Below are 16,243 nucleotides of genomic sequence, written 5' to 3'. Positions count from 1 at the left end.
GAGTCGAAACGCCATGCGCATCAAGGGCCACACCAGAGTCACCGCCGCCGTCGCCGGCAGTCTCGTCCTCGCCGGTTCGCTCACCGCCTGCGGCGGCGCCGCCTCCGCCGACGAGAAGGTCGTCACCGTCTACAGCGCCGACGGCCTCAAGGGCGAGAACGGCGACGGCTGGTACGACCAGGTCTTCAAGGACTTCGAGAAGAAGACCGGCATCAAGGTCGAGTACGTCGAGGGCGGCTCGGGCGAGATGGTGCAGCGGGCGCTGCGCGAGAAGTCCAACACCCAGGCCGACGTCATGGTCACCCTGCCGCCGTTCATCCAACAGGCGGGCAGCAAGGGCCTGTTGGAGAAGTACCAGCCGAAGGGCGCCGAGCAGGTCGCCGGCGCCGACAAGGCCGCCGACGGCACCTGGACCGCCGTCGTCAACAACTACTTCTCCTTCATCCACAACAAGAAGGAGCTGAAGCAGCCCCCGGCCACCTGGGAGGACCTGCTCGACGCCAAGTACAGGAACAAGCTCCAGTACTCCACGCCCGGCGTCGCCGGCGACGGCACCGCCGTCCTCATCAAGGCCATGCACGACTTCGGCTCCAAGGACAAGGCCATGGCCTACCTGAAGAAGCTGCAGGCCAACAACGTCGGCCCGTCCTCGTCCACGTCCAAGCTCGCGCCGAAGACCGACAAGGGCGAGCTGCTCGTGGCCAACGGCGACGTGCAGATGAACTTCGCCCAGTCCAAGTCCATGCCCAACCTCGGCATCTGGTTCCCGAAGGCCTCCGGCAAGGACGCCAAGCCCACCACCTTCGCGCTGCCGTACGCCGCGGGCCTCGTCAAGGGCGCCCCGCACAGCGAGAACGGCAAGAAGCTCCTCGACTTCATGCTCGGCGAGCAGGCCCAGAAGCAGGTCAGCTCGGTCGGCGGCGGCTTCGCGGCGCGCAAGGACATCAAGGCCACCGACGCCAACGCGATCGCCCTGACCAAGCTGATGGACGGCGTCGAAGTCTTCCAGCCCGACTGGGCCGACATCGAGAAGAACCTCCCCGCGTACGTGGAGGACTGGAAGGCGGCGACGGGCAGCTGACCGCCCGCACACCCCTGTGTCCGCAGGTCGAACGGGGCGGGTCCGGACCGGGCCCGCCCCGTTAGGCTGACGGGACGTAGGCCCACCCGGTGTTCCGGCCCACCCGGTCCAGAGCGGAGATCAGTCCCGTGGCAGAGCGCAAGCCGATCGAATCCTGGCTCACCGACATGGACGGAGTCCTCATCCACGAGGGCGTGCCCATCCCCGGTGCGGACGCCTTCATCAAGCGGCTGCAGGAGTCCGGCAGGCCGTTCCTGGTGCTCACCAACAACTCCATCTACACGGCCCGCGACCTGCACGCCCGCCTGCAGCGCATGGGCCTCGACGTCCCGGTCGAGAACATCTGGACGTCCGCCCTCGCCACCGCGAAGTTCCTCGACGACCAGCGCCCCGGCGGCACCGCGTACGTCATCGGCGAGGCCGGCCTGACCACGGCCCTGCACGACATCGGGTACGTCCTCACCGACTCCGACCCGGACTACGTGGTCCTCGGCGAGACCCGGACGTACAGCTTCGAGGCGATGACGAAGGCCGTGCGGCTGATCAACAACGGGGCGCGGTTCATCTGCACCAACCCCGACGAGACCGGGCCGAGCCTGCAGGGCCCGCTGCCCGCGACCGGCGCGGTGGCGGCGCTGATCACCAAGGCGACCGGCAAGGAGCCGTACTTCGCGGGCAAGCCGAACCCGCTGATGATGCGTACGGGCCTGAACGCGATCGGGGCGCACTCCGAGACCAGCGCGATGATCGGGGACCGGATGGACACGGATGTCCTGGCCGGACTCGAGGCGGGCATGGAGACGTTCCTGGTCCTGACCGGCCTCACGACGGAGTCGGAGGTGGACCGCTACCCGTTCCGCCCGTCGACGATCGTGAACTCCATCGCGGACCTGGTCGACCGAGTCTGAGCGCACGCCGTCCGGCGGTGCGAGTTCGTCTGCGGCGCCGCTGTGGCCACGACTGCGGGGCCAGGGGGCGGAGCCCCTGATAAGGGGCGCGGGGAACTGCGCGAGCAACCACGACGGCGGGTCAGCCGAACGACGACCCTTGGGAGCCCCTCCGGCGATTGAGGAGCCGGGGGGCCGGGGGCGGAGCCCCCTGGGGGAACACTCGACTGGCCCACCTCCGGAGGCCGACCGACCCCGCCCGGGGCGAGCCTCGGAATATGCGCCGACTCGTCCCCACCCTGTGCGTCACGGCCCTCCTCTCCCTCGCCCCGGCGACCCCCGCCGCCGCCGCGGACCCGGGGGTGACCGTCGAGCCGTCGAGTGTCGTGGCGGGCGGCGAGGTGCGGCTCGTCGCCACCGGGTGCGAGGGGCAGACCGCCGCCGCCAGGTCCGAGGCGTTCGTCGCCGACGGCTCCCTCAGCGTCAGCGGCGCCGCCCGCGGCAGCGACGGCAGCGTCCTCGCCGGCGAGGTGACGATCCGGTCGACGGTCACCGTCGGCACGTACGCCATCTCGGTGACCTGCGACGGCAAGGAGGGCAAGGCCAAGGGCACCTTCACCGTCGTCCGCGAGAAGCCGCGGGAGAAGCGCGAGAAGCCCCGCGACGACGCCCGCGAGAAGCCCGCCCCCCGGCCGCCCGACGCCTCGCCGACCGCGCCGATCAAGGCCGGTGGCGGCGGCACCGCCTCCCTGGCCGGCGAGGAGGACGAGGGGCCCGGCCTGCGGCAGGCCGTGATCGGCGGGGTCCTCGCGACCGCGGCCCTGCTCGCCGTCGGCGGCCGGATACTGCGTCGACGCCGCCGCCCCCAGTAGCCGCACCCAGGCCAGGACGACGTGTCCGACCCTCGCCCTTCCCGGCCCGCCCGCCTGATGACCGCCGCGGCCTGGCTGCTGCTCCTGCTCGGCCTGTGGCTGTGGGGCCGCGAGTCCGGCCTTCCGGCGCTGCCCGGCACCCGCGACGCCGACGCCGCGGGCGTGCAACTCCCGCCCGCGCACGACCCGTTGCCCCCGGCCCGCCCGCACCGGGTGGACATACCGGCGATAGGCGTGCGCGCCCCCGTCGTCCGCCGCGGCCTCGACCGGGACCGGGCCGTCGACCCGCCGCCGTACGACCGGCCGGGCGCCGTCGGCTGGTACGCGGGTGGCACCGAGCCCGGCCGTGCGGGCGCCGCCCTCTTCGTCGGGCACGTCGACACCGAGTCCGACCCGGCGGTCTTCTACGACCTGAGCGCCCTGAAGCCCGGTCAGCAGGTGCGGGTCCTGCGGGCCGACGGCTCCCTCGCCGTGTTCACCGTCGAGGACGTCGAGGTCCTGCGGCGCGACCGCTTCGACCCGGCCCGGGCGTACGGCGAACGGCGCGCGGGGCGGGCCGAGTTGCGGCTGATCACCTGCGGCGGCGCCTTCGACCCGGCCACGGGCAGCTATGCGGCGAATGTCGTGGTCTCGGCGTACTTGACGGGAACCGGAGCTTGACCGGGCGCGTATGTCAGGATGGGGAGCCCGACATGACCTAGGGGGAGTGGATGGACGGCAGCGAGGGCCAGCACGTGAACAGGTCTGCCGGGCGGGGGTGGAAGGCATCGGCGGCGGCCGTGGGGGCGGCGCTGCTGATCGCGGGGTGTTCCTCGGACGGCGGCGGGGACCCGGATCCGAACGGCTCGCCGGTGCAGCAGCAGCCCAGGTCCAGTGACCCGTACTGGGTCGACCCGCAGGGCAACGCGGCCCAGCAGGTGGCCGAGTACCGCCACGACGGCAACGACCGGGACGCGAAGCTGATCGAGAAGATCGCCCGCCAGCCCGTCGCCGAGTGGATCACCGACCCCGACACCGCCGCGGCCGAGACGCAGGCCCGCGAGCACACCGAGGCCGCCGCGAAGGCCGACCGGGACGCGCTGCTCGCGCTGTACAACATCCCGCACCGCGACTGCGGCCAGTACTCGAAGGGCGGCGCCGCCGACGGGGACGCGTACCGCGCGTGGATCGACGGCGTGGCCAAGGGCATCGGCGACCGCAGGGCCACGGTGATCCTGGAGCCGGACGCGCTGCTGCACGTCGTCGACGGCTGCACGCCCGGCGAGTTCCACGGCGAGCGGTTCGACCTGCTCAAGGGCGCCATCGAGAAGCTCAAGTCGCTGAAGCACACCAAGGTCTACCTGGACGGCGGCAACCCCGGCGGCCCGAAGCCGGACGACCTCTACCAGCCGCTCAAGTCGGCGGGCATCGACCAGGCCGACGGCTTCGCGGTCAACGTGTCGAACTTCTACGGCACGCAGGAGTCCACGGCCTTCGGCAAGGAACTCTCGATGAAGTTCGGCAACAAGCCGTTCGTCATCGACACCAGCCGCAACGGCAACGGCCCCTACACGGAGGGGAACCCGGACGAGCGCTGGTGCAACCCGCCGGGCCGGGCCCTCGGCGAGACCCCGACCACCAAGACCGGCGACAAGGCCGTGGACGCGTACCTCTGGATCAAGCGGCCCGGCGAGTCGGACGGCGAGTGCAAGGGCGGCCCGCCCGCCGGGCAGTGGTGGCCGGAGTACGCGCTGGGGCTCGCCAAGGGCGCCGAGTAGCCCTCTGCGTACGGGGGTTGCCCGGCGAGCGGGCGGGCTACTCGGGAACCTCCACCCACACCGCCTCGCTCGGGCGGCCCCGGTCGTCGGTCACGAACAGCATGTACCAGCCGGGCTGGACGAGGTTCTTGTTCTTCGGCACCGTGACCGTCACCTTGTCGCCCGACGTCCTCAGGCCCAGCTCGATCGAGCGCTGGTCGATGTCGGTGACGTGCGTGGACGCGCTCGGCTTGATCAGGCGGGCCTTCTCCAGGTGCTTCGCCTGCCGGGACGTGAACGTCGCGGAGCCGCCGCGTTCGACGGTCTTCTCGCCGCCGGTGAGCACCGGCTTGGCGCCCTGGTAGAGGTACGGCGGGGTGTAGATCTCGATGCGCTGCTCGAACTTGCCGGGCTTGGTGTTCGCGGCGTCCGAGAACAGCGAGTCCGAGCCGAACACGGCGACGCGCCCGTCGGGCAGCAGCAGCGAGCCGGAGTGGTAGTTGCGGCCCACCAGCGGGTCGGCCACGCGCCGCAGCCGCTCACCGCCCGGGGCGAGCATCCGCGCCTCCAGGATGTTCGAGCCGCCGCGCCCGCGGTAGTCCTCGGAGCCGCCGGTGATCAGGACGCTGTCGTCGGGCAGGATCGACGACTGCGGGTAGCGGGTGCCCTTGTCGAGGGACGGGCCGTCCTCGAAGACCGGGTTCGGGGACTTGAGGTCGATGACCCGGGTCTTCGCGCTGGACTTCTCGGACTCGCCGACGCCACCGCCGCCGATCACCATGAACCGCTCGTCCTGCGCGGGCGGCAGCATCACGGTGCCCGCGGTCTCCATCAGCTTCGGATCGCTGAGGCCCTTCACCTTGGTGAACTCGTTGCTGTCGAAGTCCCAGACGCCGGGGTCGCGGCCCACGTCGTCCGGCCCGTACCCGGCGTTCGCCCCCGAGTAGAACAGCTTGCCGTTCGGCAGGATGAACACCGCCGGGTACGTGGGGAACTGCCGCTTCTGCGGGACGTACTCCCACTCCTTGGTGTCCGGGTCGTACACCTCGTTGCGGTCGCCCGGCACGATCTGGCCGATGTCGTCCAGGCCGGACAGGGCGAGGATCTTCCCGTCGGAGAGCGTGGTCAGCGTCGGGTACCAGCGGGCCTCGTTCATGGGGTCGACCTTGATGTACTTCTCGGCGACCGGGTCGAACTCGTAGGCGTCCTTGATGCCTTGGAAGTCCTTCTTGTCGAGGGCGAGCTTCTGCGCGATGCCGTACGTGTTGCGCGCGTCGGCGCCCTTGAGGCCCTGCACCCGGTAGTTGTCCTCGGTGCCGGTCTCGTACTTCTTGCCGCGCTGCTGCGCCTCCACGTACACGCGGCCGAGGCCCGGGTCGTTGCGCAGGAAGCGGCCGGTGGCCTGGTCGAAGACCTTCTTCGCGCGTTCCACGACCACCGGGTCCTTGGAGACGAAGGTCTTGCCGTTCTCCTTGCCGGTGAAGCGGGTGCCGGCGGGCAGCGTGATCGGCTCGTCCGGGTTCTCGTTGTGCACGATCATCAGGCCGCCGGCCTTGGTGACGTCGCCCTCCAGCTTCTCGTACCGCTTCGTGCCGCCCGCCACCAGGAGCTTGCCGTCCGGGAGTTGGGTGTGCCCGGTGCAGAACAGGTCGTTGGGCGTGGGGATCTTCTTGAAGGTCTGCTTGACCGGGTCCCACAGCACGGTGTCGAACTTCTTCGCGTCGAAGTTCTTCTCGTTGTTCCCGGAGCCCGCGACGAGCAGCACCTTGCCGGTGTGCAGGACGGCCGCGTGGATGGTGTTCAGCCGGTACTGGTCGGGGACGTCGACGAGCTCCCAGTGCCCGTTCGAAGCTTTGTACTCCGGCCTGTTGATCTTGTACTCGTGGTACTGCGCGGAGCCGAACCGCCAGAGCCAGGGGCCGTTCATGCCCGCCAGTGCGACGACCACCGCCGCGCCTATCGCGAAGCGGCGGGCGCGGCGGCGGCTTGAGCGGTCAGTCATTTCTTACGTCCCCCAAGGTCCCCGAGGTCTATCTGTACGGTCTCGTCGGCGGCGGCCCAACTCGGCTTGTGCCGAGGGGCGTGCGCGCCGGGTGCGCCGGGCGCGGCAGGTCCGGCGGGCGTCGCGGGCGCGGCGGGCACGCGCGGGTCGGGCGGCGCCGGTGCCGGTGCGGGTGGTGCGGGCCGGGACGGCTGCGCGGGCCGCGCGGGTGGCGCCGCCTGCTCGGGCCGCACCAGCGGAAGCACCTGGGTCCGCGCCCCGTCGGACTCGGGCCGTACGGGCGCCGGCTCGGCCGGTACGACGAGGGGCTGCCGGAGCGTGTCCCCGGGCTCCGGCGCCGGGGCGGAAGGGGCGGCGGCCGGGGCCGGACTCCCGCCCCGCGCGGCCGACTTGCGGCGCTTCTTCTCCTGCGCCCACATGTACCGCCAGGCGAAGATCGGCGCCGCCGTGATCAGCAGCGCGAACGAGGCCCAGGTGATCATCGCCGGGTGGGCGTGGTCGTACACGAAGGCCGCGGCGATCGAGCCGGCGAAGACCAGGATGAAGAAGAGGTGGATGCGGAACGTGCCGAACAGCGTGTCCGGGCTGGCCGACTCGCCCTTCGGGGTCACCACGAACTTGGACTTGCGGCGCAGCACGGCGTCCATCAGCGAGCGGGCGTAGATCGGCGCGGACAGCGCGGACATCACCATGCCCGCCACACCGCCGGACCCCTCCGGCTCGTGCGGGGAGACGTTGTGCCGCCGGTTCCACACGTACAGGCCGATCTGCAGCGCCGAGGCGTTGCCGTACAGCATCAGCCAGATCGTCGGGTCGATGTTCACGCCGGACGCGCCGAGGCCCAGGAACAGGGCGCAACTCAGCGCCGCGAGGATCCAGTTGAGGGCCGACATCGGGTAGAAGATGATCATCATCGTGTAGTTGAAGAGCTTCCCCGGCGGCAGGGAGTACCAGCCCTTCCAGTACTGCTTGAGGATCGTCTCGTACGTTCCGCGGGACCAGCGCAGCTGCTGCGTGAAGAAGTCGGTCCAGGCGTTCGGGCCCTCGCCGACCGCGAGCACGTCCGGGGTGTAGACCGACTTCCACTTCTTGCCGGTGACCGGGTTCCGGTGCCGGTGGATCTCGAAGCCGGTCGCCATGTCCTCGGTGATCGAGTCGTAGAGCCCGCCGATCTGCTTGAGCGCCCGGATGCGTACGGCGTTGGAGGTGCCGACGAACATCGGCGCCCCGTAGGCGTTGCCGGCCCGCTGGATCAGCGCGTGGAAGAGGAACTGCTGGGACTCGGCGGCCTTGGTGACGAACGTGTCGTAGTTCCCGTACACCTGCGGGCCGATGACGAAGCCGACGTCCGGGTCGCGGAAGAAGCCGAGCATCCGCTCCAGGTAGTTGGGCAGCGGGACGTGGTCGGTGTCGACGGAGGCGAAGTAGTCGTAGGCGTCGCCGTGCGCGTCCAGCCAGGCGTTGTAGTTGCCGTGCTTGGTCTTCGCGCGGTGCGGGCCCTTCTGCTGGTTCCACTTCTCGACGCCCTTGCGGGAGAAGTGGTGCACGCCCAGGCGCGCGCAGACCTCCTTCACCTCCGGGTCGTCGCCCTCGTCGAGCAGCCAGACGTGCAGCAGCCCGCGGTGCCGGATCCTGACCGCGGCCTCCAGGGTCTTGGTCACCATCTCGATCGGCTCCTTGCCGGGCACGAACGAGGTGAGGAACGCGACCCGCGTGCCGGTCTCGGGCACCACGGGCACCGGGTCGCGGGCGACGAGGGTGGCGTGCGCGTTGGACAGCACGTTCATGCAGCGGAAGAACTCGATCAGGCCGATCGAGACGAGCATGACGACGTCGAGGTGCTCCAGCCACGGGTTGGGCACGTAGTCCCGCTCGGTCCAGTGCTCGGGCTGCAGCAGCCAGGCGAGCAGCACGAGCGAGAGCAGCGGCGCGGCCCCCAGCATCAGGGCCGCGCGGACGCGGTGCGGCTCCTGCGAGAGCAGCGAGCGGTAGCGCACCTTGTACGGCTTCGCCGGGTCGGGCTGTGTGAGGGGTCCGGCGAGGCGGCTGTAGTGCTCGTAGTCGTAGCGCGGCAGCGACTTCTTCAGGCGCCGGAAGCCGCCCGTGCGGTGGGAGAGCACCCGCAGTTGGGCCGTCCTCGACGGGTCGGAATCGGGTCCGGCGCCCGTAGGCGTCGACGTCATGAGTATCCCCCCGCACGCGGTGGTCGCCGCGTGGTCGTCGGTCCTGGTCACCGCGCGGTCCCCCCTGAACCCCGCGGTTGCATCGAGTGGCTGGCCACCGGTCGTTGAGACGCGCGGAGCGCGCCGGTGGTTCGCCCTCACTCAACTACGGCACACCAGTCATCACATGGTGTTCACGATTCAGGCAAGGTTTCTACGTCATCGCGATGATCGCAAGGCGGGAATCTCCTGCTTACCGATCATTTGCACGCTTTACGGCGGGAGTTGGGCCTTCCGCAGTGGAGCCGTCGGCCTCACGCCTGGTCAGGCGTCCGCACCGCCGAGCCGAGCCGCGTCCGAAGGTTCCCGAAGTGCTCGCGTACGGCCTGCTCGGCGCGCAGGGTGTCGCCGGAGCGGACCGCGTCGAGGATCTCCCGGTGCTGGCGGCAGGTGACCTTGGGGTCGTGCGGGATGTCCACGAGGTCGGTGCGTACGCGGTGGAACGCGTCCCAGAACGCCTCCAGTACCTCGCCGAGCAGGGGGTTGCGCAGGCAGCGGTAGAGGGTGGCGTGGAAGGCCCGGTCGGTCTCGGCGGCCACCGTGCCGACGGCGGCCTCGCGCTCCATCCGGTCGACGAGCGCGTCGAGTTCGGCGAGGTCGCTCGCCGGGACCTGGCCGGCGAGGCGGGCGAGCAGCCCGGTCTCCACGGCCTCGCGCAGTTCGAGGAGTTGGAGCAGGCTGTCCTCGCCGCGGTAGTGCCCGGCGACGGTACGGAACGCGAGCCCCTCGATCATCGGCGCCATCGACATCGGGCCCACGTACGTGCCGAAGCCGTGCCGGATCTCGACGATGCCCATCGCGACCAGCGCCTTGAGCGCCTCCCGCACGGAGTTGCGGCTCACGCCGAGCAGCTCCATCAGTTCGGGCTCGGTGGGCAGCGGGGCCCCGGAGGGCAGCCGCCGGTCGATGATGAGCTTCTTGATCCGCTCCTGTATGTCGCGCGCCATGGGCCAAAGGTATCCGGCGCGTGGCCGGGCGGGGGCGCTGAGGTGTCCGGCCGGTGGCGGCGGGGTGCCCGCGTACGACGAAGGCCCCTCGCTCTCGCGAAGGGCCTTCGACTGTCTGTGCGCCGCCAGGGACTCGAACCCCGGACCCGCTGATTAAGAGTCAGCTGCTCTAACCAACTGAGCTAGCGGCGCCTGCTGACCTGGAGAACTCTACCGGATCCCGGAGGGTGCTCCTGACCACCCGCGCCCCGGCGCCGTCCTGCGCGCGGCCCGGCCCGCCCCGGCCGCGTACAGCATTCGGACCGTCAGCATGCGATTCCACTGGACAGTTGAGAAACTTGGCGACGTGCAGCGACGCGGAAATGCAGGGCCGGGAACGGGCTCGGGATGTGAGGTGAATCGCATCCCGGCGGATTCGGCGGCGCACTCCCGGGCACCGGTTCCGGCGCCGGAACCGGAACCGGTATCCGAGGAATTCGAGCGCTCTCCGGACTGCGACCGCCCCGGCTGCCCGCACGTTCGGTACGAGAATTCCCCGCGCCTTTCCCGAGGACCCGGCGGCCGTCGCCCGTACGTCCGGGCCGCCCGCCGCGCCCTGGCCCTCGCCGCCGCCGCGAGCGCCGTGCTCACCGCCCCGCACATCGCGGCCGCGGCGCCCCCGACCGGCTCGGCGCCCACGCTGACCAGGTCGGACGACGGCGACCGGGGGGTGCTCGGCGGCGCGGGCGGCAGTCCGCAGGGCGGCTCGGGCGGGCTGCACGGCCGCCCGGGTCGGGTGCTCGCGGCGCCCGCGGTGTCCCGGGCGGAGATCCTCGACCGGGCCGCGAGCTGGGTGCGGGCCCGCGTTCCGTACAGCGCGGACTCGCACTACAAGGACGGTTACCGGCAGGACTGCTCGGGATTCGTCTCGATGGCCTGGAATCTCGGCCGCAATGAATGGACCGGAAGTCTCACCGCCGTCGCGGAACCCGTCGGCAGACAGCAACTACAGCCCGGCGACATTCTCCTCTTCCACAATCAGGCAGACCCGGGAAAGGGTTCGCACGTGACGATTTTCGGCGGCTGGACCGACTCCTCCCGCAGCCATTACCTCGCCTACGAACAGGCCCGCCCGCACACCCGCAGACAAATCACGCCCTACGCCTACTGGACCCACTCCGAGCGCTACTCGGCCTACCGCTACAAGAATCTCCGGCCCGTCGCGCAGGGCCCCGCGCCGAGTTCCGCCCGGCGCTTTCCGGGTGCGGCGGCGTTCGGCCCCGGCGCCCGCGGCCCGTACGTGACCCAGCTGGGCCGGATGCTCGTCCAGCGCGGCGGCGCCCGCTTCTACCGCTCCGGGCCCTCGCCGGTCTGGGGCGAGGCGGACCGCAGGGCGACCCGGGCCTTCCAGCGCGCCCAGGGCTGGACGGGCGACGCGGCGAACGGCCTGCCGGGCCCGCTGACCTGGGAGTACCTGGTCACGGGCAGGGGGCGGGACATTCCGGATGCCGGGGTGGACGTCCGGGCGGACGTCGGTGCCGCGCCCGCGTATCCGGGGCGGGGCGCGTTCCGGCCCGGGCGGTCGAACCCGTACGTGGAGCGGCTCGGGCGGCAACTGGTGCAGAAAGGGTTCGGCAGGCACTACCGGCAGGGCCCGGGGCCGACTTGGGGCGAGGCCGACCGCCGCAACGTCGAGGAGTTCCAGCGCGCCCAGGGCTGGCGCGGCGGCGCGGCGGACGGCTACCCGGGGCCGGAGACATGGCGCCGCCTCTTCCGCTGAGCGGCCCGGCGCACGGTGCCCCGTGCACGGCACGCGACGGGGGGCGAGCGGCACGTTGGACGGCACGCGACGGGGATGAGCGGCACGGTGGACGAGCGGGACGGGCGGTACATCGGCCCGGCGGCGCATCGGCCGGGCGGCGCATCGGCCGGGTGGCGCATCGGCCGGGTGGCGCATCGGCCGGGTGGCGCATCGGCCGGGTGGCCACAGGCGAGACGCGGGGACGGCGGCATGACCGAGTTACGGCAGGACAGCGGCAGGCAGCAGGGCGGAGGCGCGGAGGCACCGATGGGACCCACGACCGGCACGAGCGGCAAAGCCGAACCGAGAACCACGCCCACCCCGGCACCGGGTACACCCAACGACCGGGAGCAGCAGCGGCCCGCGTACGCGAAGGACCGGCCAGGGCAGAGGGAGAGCCGGACCGGGCGCAGGGAGGGCCAGGTCGCGGAGCGGGAAGGCCAGGTCGCGTACCGGGAGAGCCCGACCGGGCACCGGAGGAGCCAGGTCGCGCAGCGGGAGGGCCAAGTCGCGCAGCGCGAGAGCCGGACCGCGCACGAGACCCAGGCCGCGCAGCGGGACAGCCGGACCGGGCACCGGGAGCCCCAGGGCGAGCACCGGGAGATCCGGACCGCGCACCGGGAGCCCCGGGCCGCGCAGCGCGAGAGCCGGACCGCGCACCGGGAGCCCCAGGGCGCGCAGCGGGACAGCCGGACCGCGCACCGGGAGCCCCAGGCCACGCAGCAGGAGATCCGGACCGCGCAGCGGGACAGCCAGACCCCGAACCGGAAGAGCCCTGCCGCGCACCGGAAGCGTCCTGCCGCCGCGCACCGGAAGAGCCAGCCCGCCCACGCCACCACCCCCGCCCGCACCCCCCGGCTGATCCGCTCCGACTCCACCACCGAGATCCCGTTGGACCTTCTCTTCCGGGACGACACGGGGACCGTCCCGGCGGCGTCCGACGCCGTCGTCGGGCGGCGGCGGGGGACGGGGGAGCAGGTGCGGCCGTCGGCGGCGCGGGCGGCGGTGCCGATGCGGGTGACCGTGCCGGTGGAGGTGACGGAGCGGCGCGGGCGGTCGTGGCCGGGGGCCGCCGCCGTGGCCGCCGGGTTCACGGGGCTCGCCGGGTGTGCGGCGGGCGGCTGGTGGGCCGGGGCGCTGCCCGAGTTCGCGGTACGGCTCGCGCGGCTTCCGGAGCAGCTCGGCGCGGGTCTCGGGCCGGCGCAGTGGGCGGTGCTCGCCGGGTCGGGTGCGCTGGCGCTGTTCTCGTTCGGTGGTCTCGGCCGCGGCCGGGAGGGGCGGGCGTGGGTGCTGTCGCTGTTCGGGCGGTACCGGGGGAGTGTGCGCCGTACCGGACTCGTATGGGTCAACCCGCTGTTGAAGCGGCGCCGGGTCGACGTACGGCTACGGCACTGGCGGAGCGAGCCGATGCCGGGCGTGGACGCGCACGGGGTGGCGCTGCGGGTCGTGCTGCTCGTGGTGTGGCGGGTCAAGGACACGGCGCGGGCGGCGCTCGGGGTGGACGACCCGACGACGTATCTGCGGGAGTGCGTGGAGGCCGCGCTCGCCGGGGTGCTGTCGCAGTTGCCGGTGGACGCGCCCACGAGCGGCGCGGGCGGGGCGACGCTGCGCAACGCGGAGGCCGTCGGCGACGCGCTCACCCGCCGGGTGGCCGCCGACGCGGAGGCGGCCGGCGTCGAGGTGTTCGCGGTGCGGCCGACCCGGATCGACTACGCGCCGGAGGTCGCCGACTCGGTACGCCGCCGCCGGCTCGCCGCGTTGGAGGCGCGGGAGCGGGACACGGCCCTGAGCCGGCTCGTCGACTCGGTCGAGGACACGGTCACCCGGCTCACCGTGCGCGGCCTGGTCGAGCTGGACGACTGCGAACGCAAGGCGCTCGTGAAGGATCTGACGGTGGCGTTCTGCGCGGGCCAGAACGAACGCTGACGCAGTCAACGCCCTTTCAGCGGCTCACGCTGGCCGGAATCCGCCCCACCATTGGTATGGACATGTTCAACTACCCGCAATAATCTGGCACTTGGTCTAGACCGCAGCACTGCGTACGGCTCACAGAACCCCTCGTTCTCCAGGAGCACAGGAGCAGCAGCATGCGTAAACGGATGTACGCGGCAGCGGTGGGCATCGCCACCGTCGGCGCCTTCGCCCTCTCCACGGGCGGCGCCAGTGGTCACGGCTACACGGACTCACCCATCAGCCGGCAGAAGCTCTGCGCCAACGGGACGGTCACCGGCTGCGGTTCGATCCAGTGGGAGCCGCAGAGCGTCGAGGGCCCGAAGGGCTTCCCGGCCGCGGGGCCCGCCGACGGCAAGATCTGCTCGGCGGGGCTCGGCCAGTTCGACTCGCTGAACTCGCCGACCAAGCCCGGCGGCGGCGCCTGGCCGACCACGAAGGTGACCAGCGGCGGCAGCCAGAGCTTCCGCTGGCAGTTCACGGCCCGGCACTCCACGACCGACTTCAAGTACTACATCACCAAGAACGGCTGGGACGACAGCAAGCCGCTGACCAGGGCCGCCCTGGAAACGGCGCCGTTCTTCACGGTGCCCTACAACAACCAGCAGCCGCCCGCCACGCTGGAGCACACCGGGCAGCTCCCCTCCGGCAAGTCGGGGCACCACATCATCCTGTCCGTCTGGACGATCGCCGACACGGGCAACGCGTTCTACGCCTGCTCGGACGTCACGTTCTGACGTCGCGTTCTGACGTCGCGTTCTGACGTCGCGTTCTGATGTCAGGTTCTGGCGTCGCGTTCTGACGTCAGGTTCTGGTGCCACGTTTGGCGTCACGTTTGGCGTCACGCTCTGACGCGTCCCCACGCGGCCCGGCTCTTCCCCCGTCGGCCCGGGCAACCCTGGGCCCGTGCGCATCGCATCCCCATGCGGCGGTGCGCACGGGCCCGTTGCGAAGGCGCTGCACGGGCCCGCCCGTACCTGACTCACGCCTCTCCATTTCTGACGCCCAGTCAATTATGGTGCGGCGCCATGGTGATGACAGGTACCGGTACCGCCGCCGCAACCGTCGCCGAGCTCGTCCGCACGCAGTGGGGCGATCACCGCCCCGGGCTCCGCTGCGAGGACCTCGTGCTCACGCACCACCAGATCGCCGCGGGCGCCGCCGCGCGGGCCGCGCTGCTCGTGGACCTGCTGCCGCCGGGCGCCGAGCCGCATGTGGGAGTGCTGCTCGACAACACCCCGGAGTATCCGCTGTGGTTGAGTGCCGCGGCACTCGCGGGCGCGGCCCTCGCCGGTATCAACCCGACCCGCCGCGGCGCCGAACTCGCCCGCGACATCCTGCACACCGACTGCCGCCTGCTGCTCACCGAGCGGGCCCACCTGCCGCTGCTCGACGGCCTCGAACTCCCCGGCGTACGCGTCCTGGTGACCGACACCGAGGAGTACGAGCAGCTCCTCGCGCCGTACGCGGACGCGGCCCCCGGCGACGCCGTGCTCACCGCGCCCGGCCCGGCGCACCGCATGCTGCTCTACTTCACGTCCGGCTCGACCGGCGCGCCCAAGGCGGCGATCTGCACGCAGGGCCGGCTCGCGGCGGCCGGGCGGTCGCTGGCCGGGCACTTCGGGGTGGGCCGGGACGACGTGCACTACATCTGCATGCCGATGTTCCACGGCAACGCGGTGATCGCCGACTGGTCCCCGGCCCTCGCCGCGGGCGCGGCCGTCGCCCTGCGCCGCCGCTTCTCGGCCTCCGGTTTCCTGGACGACGTACGGGCCCACGGCGCCACGTACTTCACGTATGTGGGCCGGGCCGTGCAGTACATCCTGGCCACGCCGGAGCGGCCGGACGACCGGGACCATACGCTGCGCCTGGGCTTCGGCACGGAGGCGGGCGCGGTCGACGCGGCCCGGTTCGCGGAGCGGTTCGGGGTGCGCCTGGTGGAGGGGTACGGCTCGTCCGAGGGCGGCGCCGCGATCCAGCGCACCCCGGGCACCCCGCCGGACGCGATCGGCCGCGCCGCGCCGGGCGACGACCTGGCGGTGGTCGACCCGGAGTCCGGTACGGAGTGTCCGGCGGCGCGGTTCGACGCGGCCGGGCGGCTGGTCAACGGGGCTGCGGCGATAGGGGAGTTGGTCAACCGGGGCCGCAGCCCGTTCGAGGGCTACTGGCGCAATCCGGACGCCGACCGGGCCCGGCTGCGCGGCGGCTGGTACTGGACGGGGGACCTGTTCTTCCGGGACGCCGACGGGTTCTTCTACTTCGCGGGCCGCGGCGACGACCGGCTCCGCGTCGACAGCGAGAACCTGGCCGCCGCCATGATCGAGAACATCCTCGCCCGGTACGCGCCGGCCGCGGCGGTCGCCGTGTACGCGGTGCCCGACCCGGTAGCCGGCGACCAGGTCATGGCGACGCTCGCCCTCGGCGACGCCCCCTTCGACCCGGACGGCTTCGCCCGCTTCCTCGCCGACCAGGGCGACCTGGGCCCGAAGATGCCGCCGCGTTTTGTCCGTACGGTGCGCCGCATGCCGGTCACGGCGACGAACAAGGTCCACCGGGCCGCGCTGCGCCGTGCGGGTTTCCGCTGCCCGGACCCGGTGTGGTGGCGCCCGGACGCGGAGCTGTCGTACGAGCCGCTGACCCCGGCGGCGGTTACGGCGCTCGTGGAGCGGTACCGGGAGCAGGGGCGGGAGGGGTTGCTGGGGCGGCTGTGAAGTGCGCGCCTGTGCGGCCGCAACGCGAAGAGGCCCTCGCTTGCGCGAAGGCCTC

Annotated in this window: 12 protein-coding genes and 1 tRNA gene; 9 read left to right on the top strand and 4 right to left on the bottom strand. The window is 72.0% G+C overall.

The window, feature by feature from the left end; translation table 11 throughout:
- Window positions 1-13 precede the first annotated feature (13 nt).
- The 5 genes from ACIDOF_RS19670 to ACIDOF_RS19650 all read left to right on the top strand — a co-directional run bounded on the left by ACIDOF_RS19670 (window position 14) and on the right by ACIDOF_RS19650 (window position 4,597).
- A complete protein-coding gene (locus tag ACIDOF_RS19670) occupies window positions 14-1,081 on the top strand; it encodes a 2-aminoethylphosphonate ABC transporter substrate-binding protein (RefSeq protein ID WP_409007236.1) in 1,068 nt (355 codons plus the stop codon).
- Between the two features lie 128 nt (window positions 1,082-1,209).
- The gene (locus tag ACIDOF_RS19665; protein WP_409007235.1) at window positions 1,210-1,989 is read left to right on the top strand and encodes an HAD-IIA family hydrolase; all 780 of its coding nucleotides are present in this window, start codon (window positions 1,210-1,212) and stop codon (window positions 1,987-1,989) included.
- Between the two features lie 257 nt (window positions 1,990-2,246).
- On the top strand, window positions 2,247-2,840 hold the full coding sequence (locus ACIDOF_RS19660; RefSeq protein WP_409007234.1) for a hypothetical protein: 594 nt from the start codon (window positions 2,247-2,249) through the stop codon (window positions 2,838-2,840).
- 21 nt (window positions 2,841-2,861) lie between these two features.
- Entirely contained in the window at window positions 2,862-3,500 is a 639-nt protein-coding gene (locus tag ACIDOF_RS19655; RefSeq protein WP_409007233.1) for a class F sortase, read from the top strand.
- 50 nt (window positions 3,501-3,550) lie between these two features.
- Entirely contained in the window at window positions 3,551-4,597 is a 1,047-nt protein-coding gene (locus tag ACIDOF_RS19650; protein ID WP_409007232.1) for a glycoside hydrolase family 6 protein, read from the top strand.
- A 37-nt stretch (window positions 4,598-4,634) separates the two neighbouring features.
- On the opposite strand, the gene ACIDOF_RS19645 is transcribed toward ACIDOF_RS19650, so the two are convergent.
- The 4 genes from ACIDOF_RS19645 to ACIDOF_RS19630 form a co-directional block, all read right to left on the bottom strand.
- On the bottom strand, window positions 4,635-6,578 hold the full coding sequence (locus ACIDOF_RS19645; RefSeq protein ID WP_409007231.1) for a galactose oxidase-like domain-containing protein: 1,944 nt from the start codon (window positions 6,576-6,578) through the stop codon (window positions 4,635-4,637).
- Window positions 6,575-8,761: a glycosyltransferase family 2 protein gene (locus ACIDOF_RS19640; RefSeq protein ID WP_409007230.1), complete on the bottom strand. Its 2,187-nt coding sequence runs from the start codon at window positions 8,759-8,761 to the stop codon at window positions 6,575-6,577. The genes ACIDOF_RS19645 and ACIDOF_RS19640 overlap by 4 nt, the downstream gene beginning before the upstream one ends.
- A 293-nt stretch (window positions 8,762-9,054) precedes the next feature.
- The gene (locus ACIDOF_RS19635; protein WP_409007229.1) at window positions 9,055-9,747 is read right to left on the bottom strand and encodes a FadR/GntR family transcriptional regulator; all 693 of its coding nucleotides are present in this window, start codon (window positions 9,745-9,747) and stop codon (window positions 9,055-9,057) included.
- A 118-nt stretch (window positions 9,748-9,865) separates the two neighbouring features.
- Window positions 9,866-9,939, bottom strand: a tRNA-Lys gene (locus ACIDOF_RS19630).
- Between the two features lie 211 nt (window positions 9,940-10,150).
- Here ACIDOF_RS19630 and ACIDOF_RS19625 point away from each other — a divergent pair.
- From ACIDOF_RS19625 to ACIDOF_RS19610, 4 genes are all read left to right on the top strand, one after another.
- Window positions 10,151-11,506 (top strand): peptidoglycan-binding protein, encoded by a 1,356-nt coding sequence (locus tag ACIDOF_RS19625; RefSeq protein WP_409007295.1) that lies wholly within the window; start codon window positions 10,151-10,153, stop codon window positions 11,504-11,506.
- A gap of 879 nt (window positions 11,507-12,385) precedes the next feature.
- On the top strand, window positions 12,386-13,453 hold the full coding sequence (locus ACIDOF_RS19620) for an SPFH domain-containing protein (protein WP_409007294.1): 1,068 nt from the start codon (window positions 12,386-12,388) through the stop codon (window positions 13,451-13,453).
- Between the two features lie 161 nt (window positions 13,454-13,614).
- Window positions 13,615-14,214 carry a lytic polysaccharide monooxygenase gene (locus ACIDOF_RS19615; protein ID WP_409007228.1) on the top strand — a complete coding sequence of 200 codons (600 nt, stop codon included), beginning with the start codon at window positions 13,615-13,617 and terminating at the stop codon, window positions 14,212-14,214.
- 291 nt (window positions 14,215-14,505) lie between these two features.
- Complete coding sequence (locus tag ACIDOF_RS19610; RefSeq protein ID WP_409007227.1) at window positions 14,506-16,188, top strand: AMP-binding protein; 1,683 nt, start codon at window positions 14,506-14,508, stop codon at window positions 16,186-16,188.
- Window positions 16,189-16,243 lie beyond the last annotated feature (55 nt).

It is taken from the genome of Streptomyces sp. Da 82-17, assembly GCF_046098215.1.
In the GTDB taxonomy this organism is placed as follows: Bacteria; Actinomycetota; Actinomycetes; order Streptomycetales; family Streptomycetaceae; genus Streptomyces.
Note: the sequence above shows the minus strand (reverse complement) of the source record. Positions and strands in the feature narration are given on the sequence as shown.

What these genes read in the sequence shown, in the direction of transcription:
- ACIDOF_RS19670 (WP_409007236.1), top strand. Translation starts at nt 14, where the DNA reads ATGCGCATCAAGGGCCACACCAGAGTCACCGCCGCCGTCGCCGGCAGT.
- ACIDOF_RS19660 (WP_409007234.1), top strand. Translation starts at nt 2,247, where the DNA reads ATGCGCCGACTCGTCCCCACCCTGTGCGTCACGGCCCTCCTCTCCCTC.
- ACIDOF_RS19650 (WP_409007232.1), top strand. Translation starts at nt 3,551, where the DNA reads ATGGACGGCAGCGAGGGCCAGCACGTGAACAGGTCTGCCGGGCGGGGG.
- ACIDOF_RS19645 (WP_409007231.1), bottom strand. Translation starts at nt 6,578, where the DNA reads ATGACTGACCGCTCAAGCCGCCGCCGCGCCCGCCGCTTCGCGATAGGC.
- ACIDOF_RS19640 (WP_409007230.1), bottom strand. Translation starts at nt 8,761, where the DNA reads ATGACGTCGACGCCTACGGGCGCCGGACCCGATTCCGACCCGTCGAGG.
- ACIDOF_RS19635 (WP_409007229.1), bottom strand. Translation starts at nt 9,747, where the DNA reads ATGGCGCGCGACATACAGGAGCGGATCAAGAAGCTCATCATCGACCGG.
- ACIDOF_RS19615 (WP_409007228.1), top strand. Translation starts at nt 13,615, where the DNA reads ATGCGTAAACGGATGTACGCGGCAGCGGTGGGCATCGCCACCGTCGGC.
- ACIDOF_RS19610 (WP_409007227.1), top strand. Translation starts at nt 14,506, where the DNA reads ATGGTGATGACAGGTACCGGTACCGCCGCCGCAACCGTCGCCGAGCTC.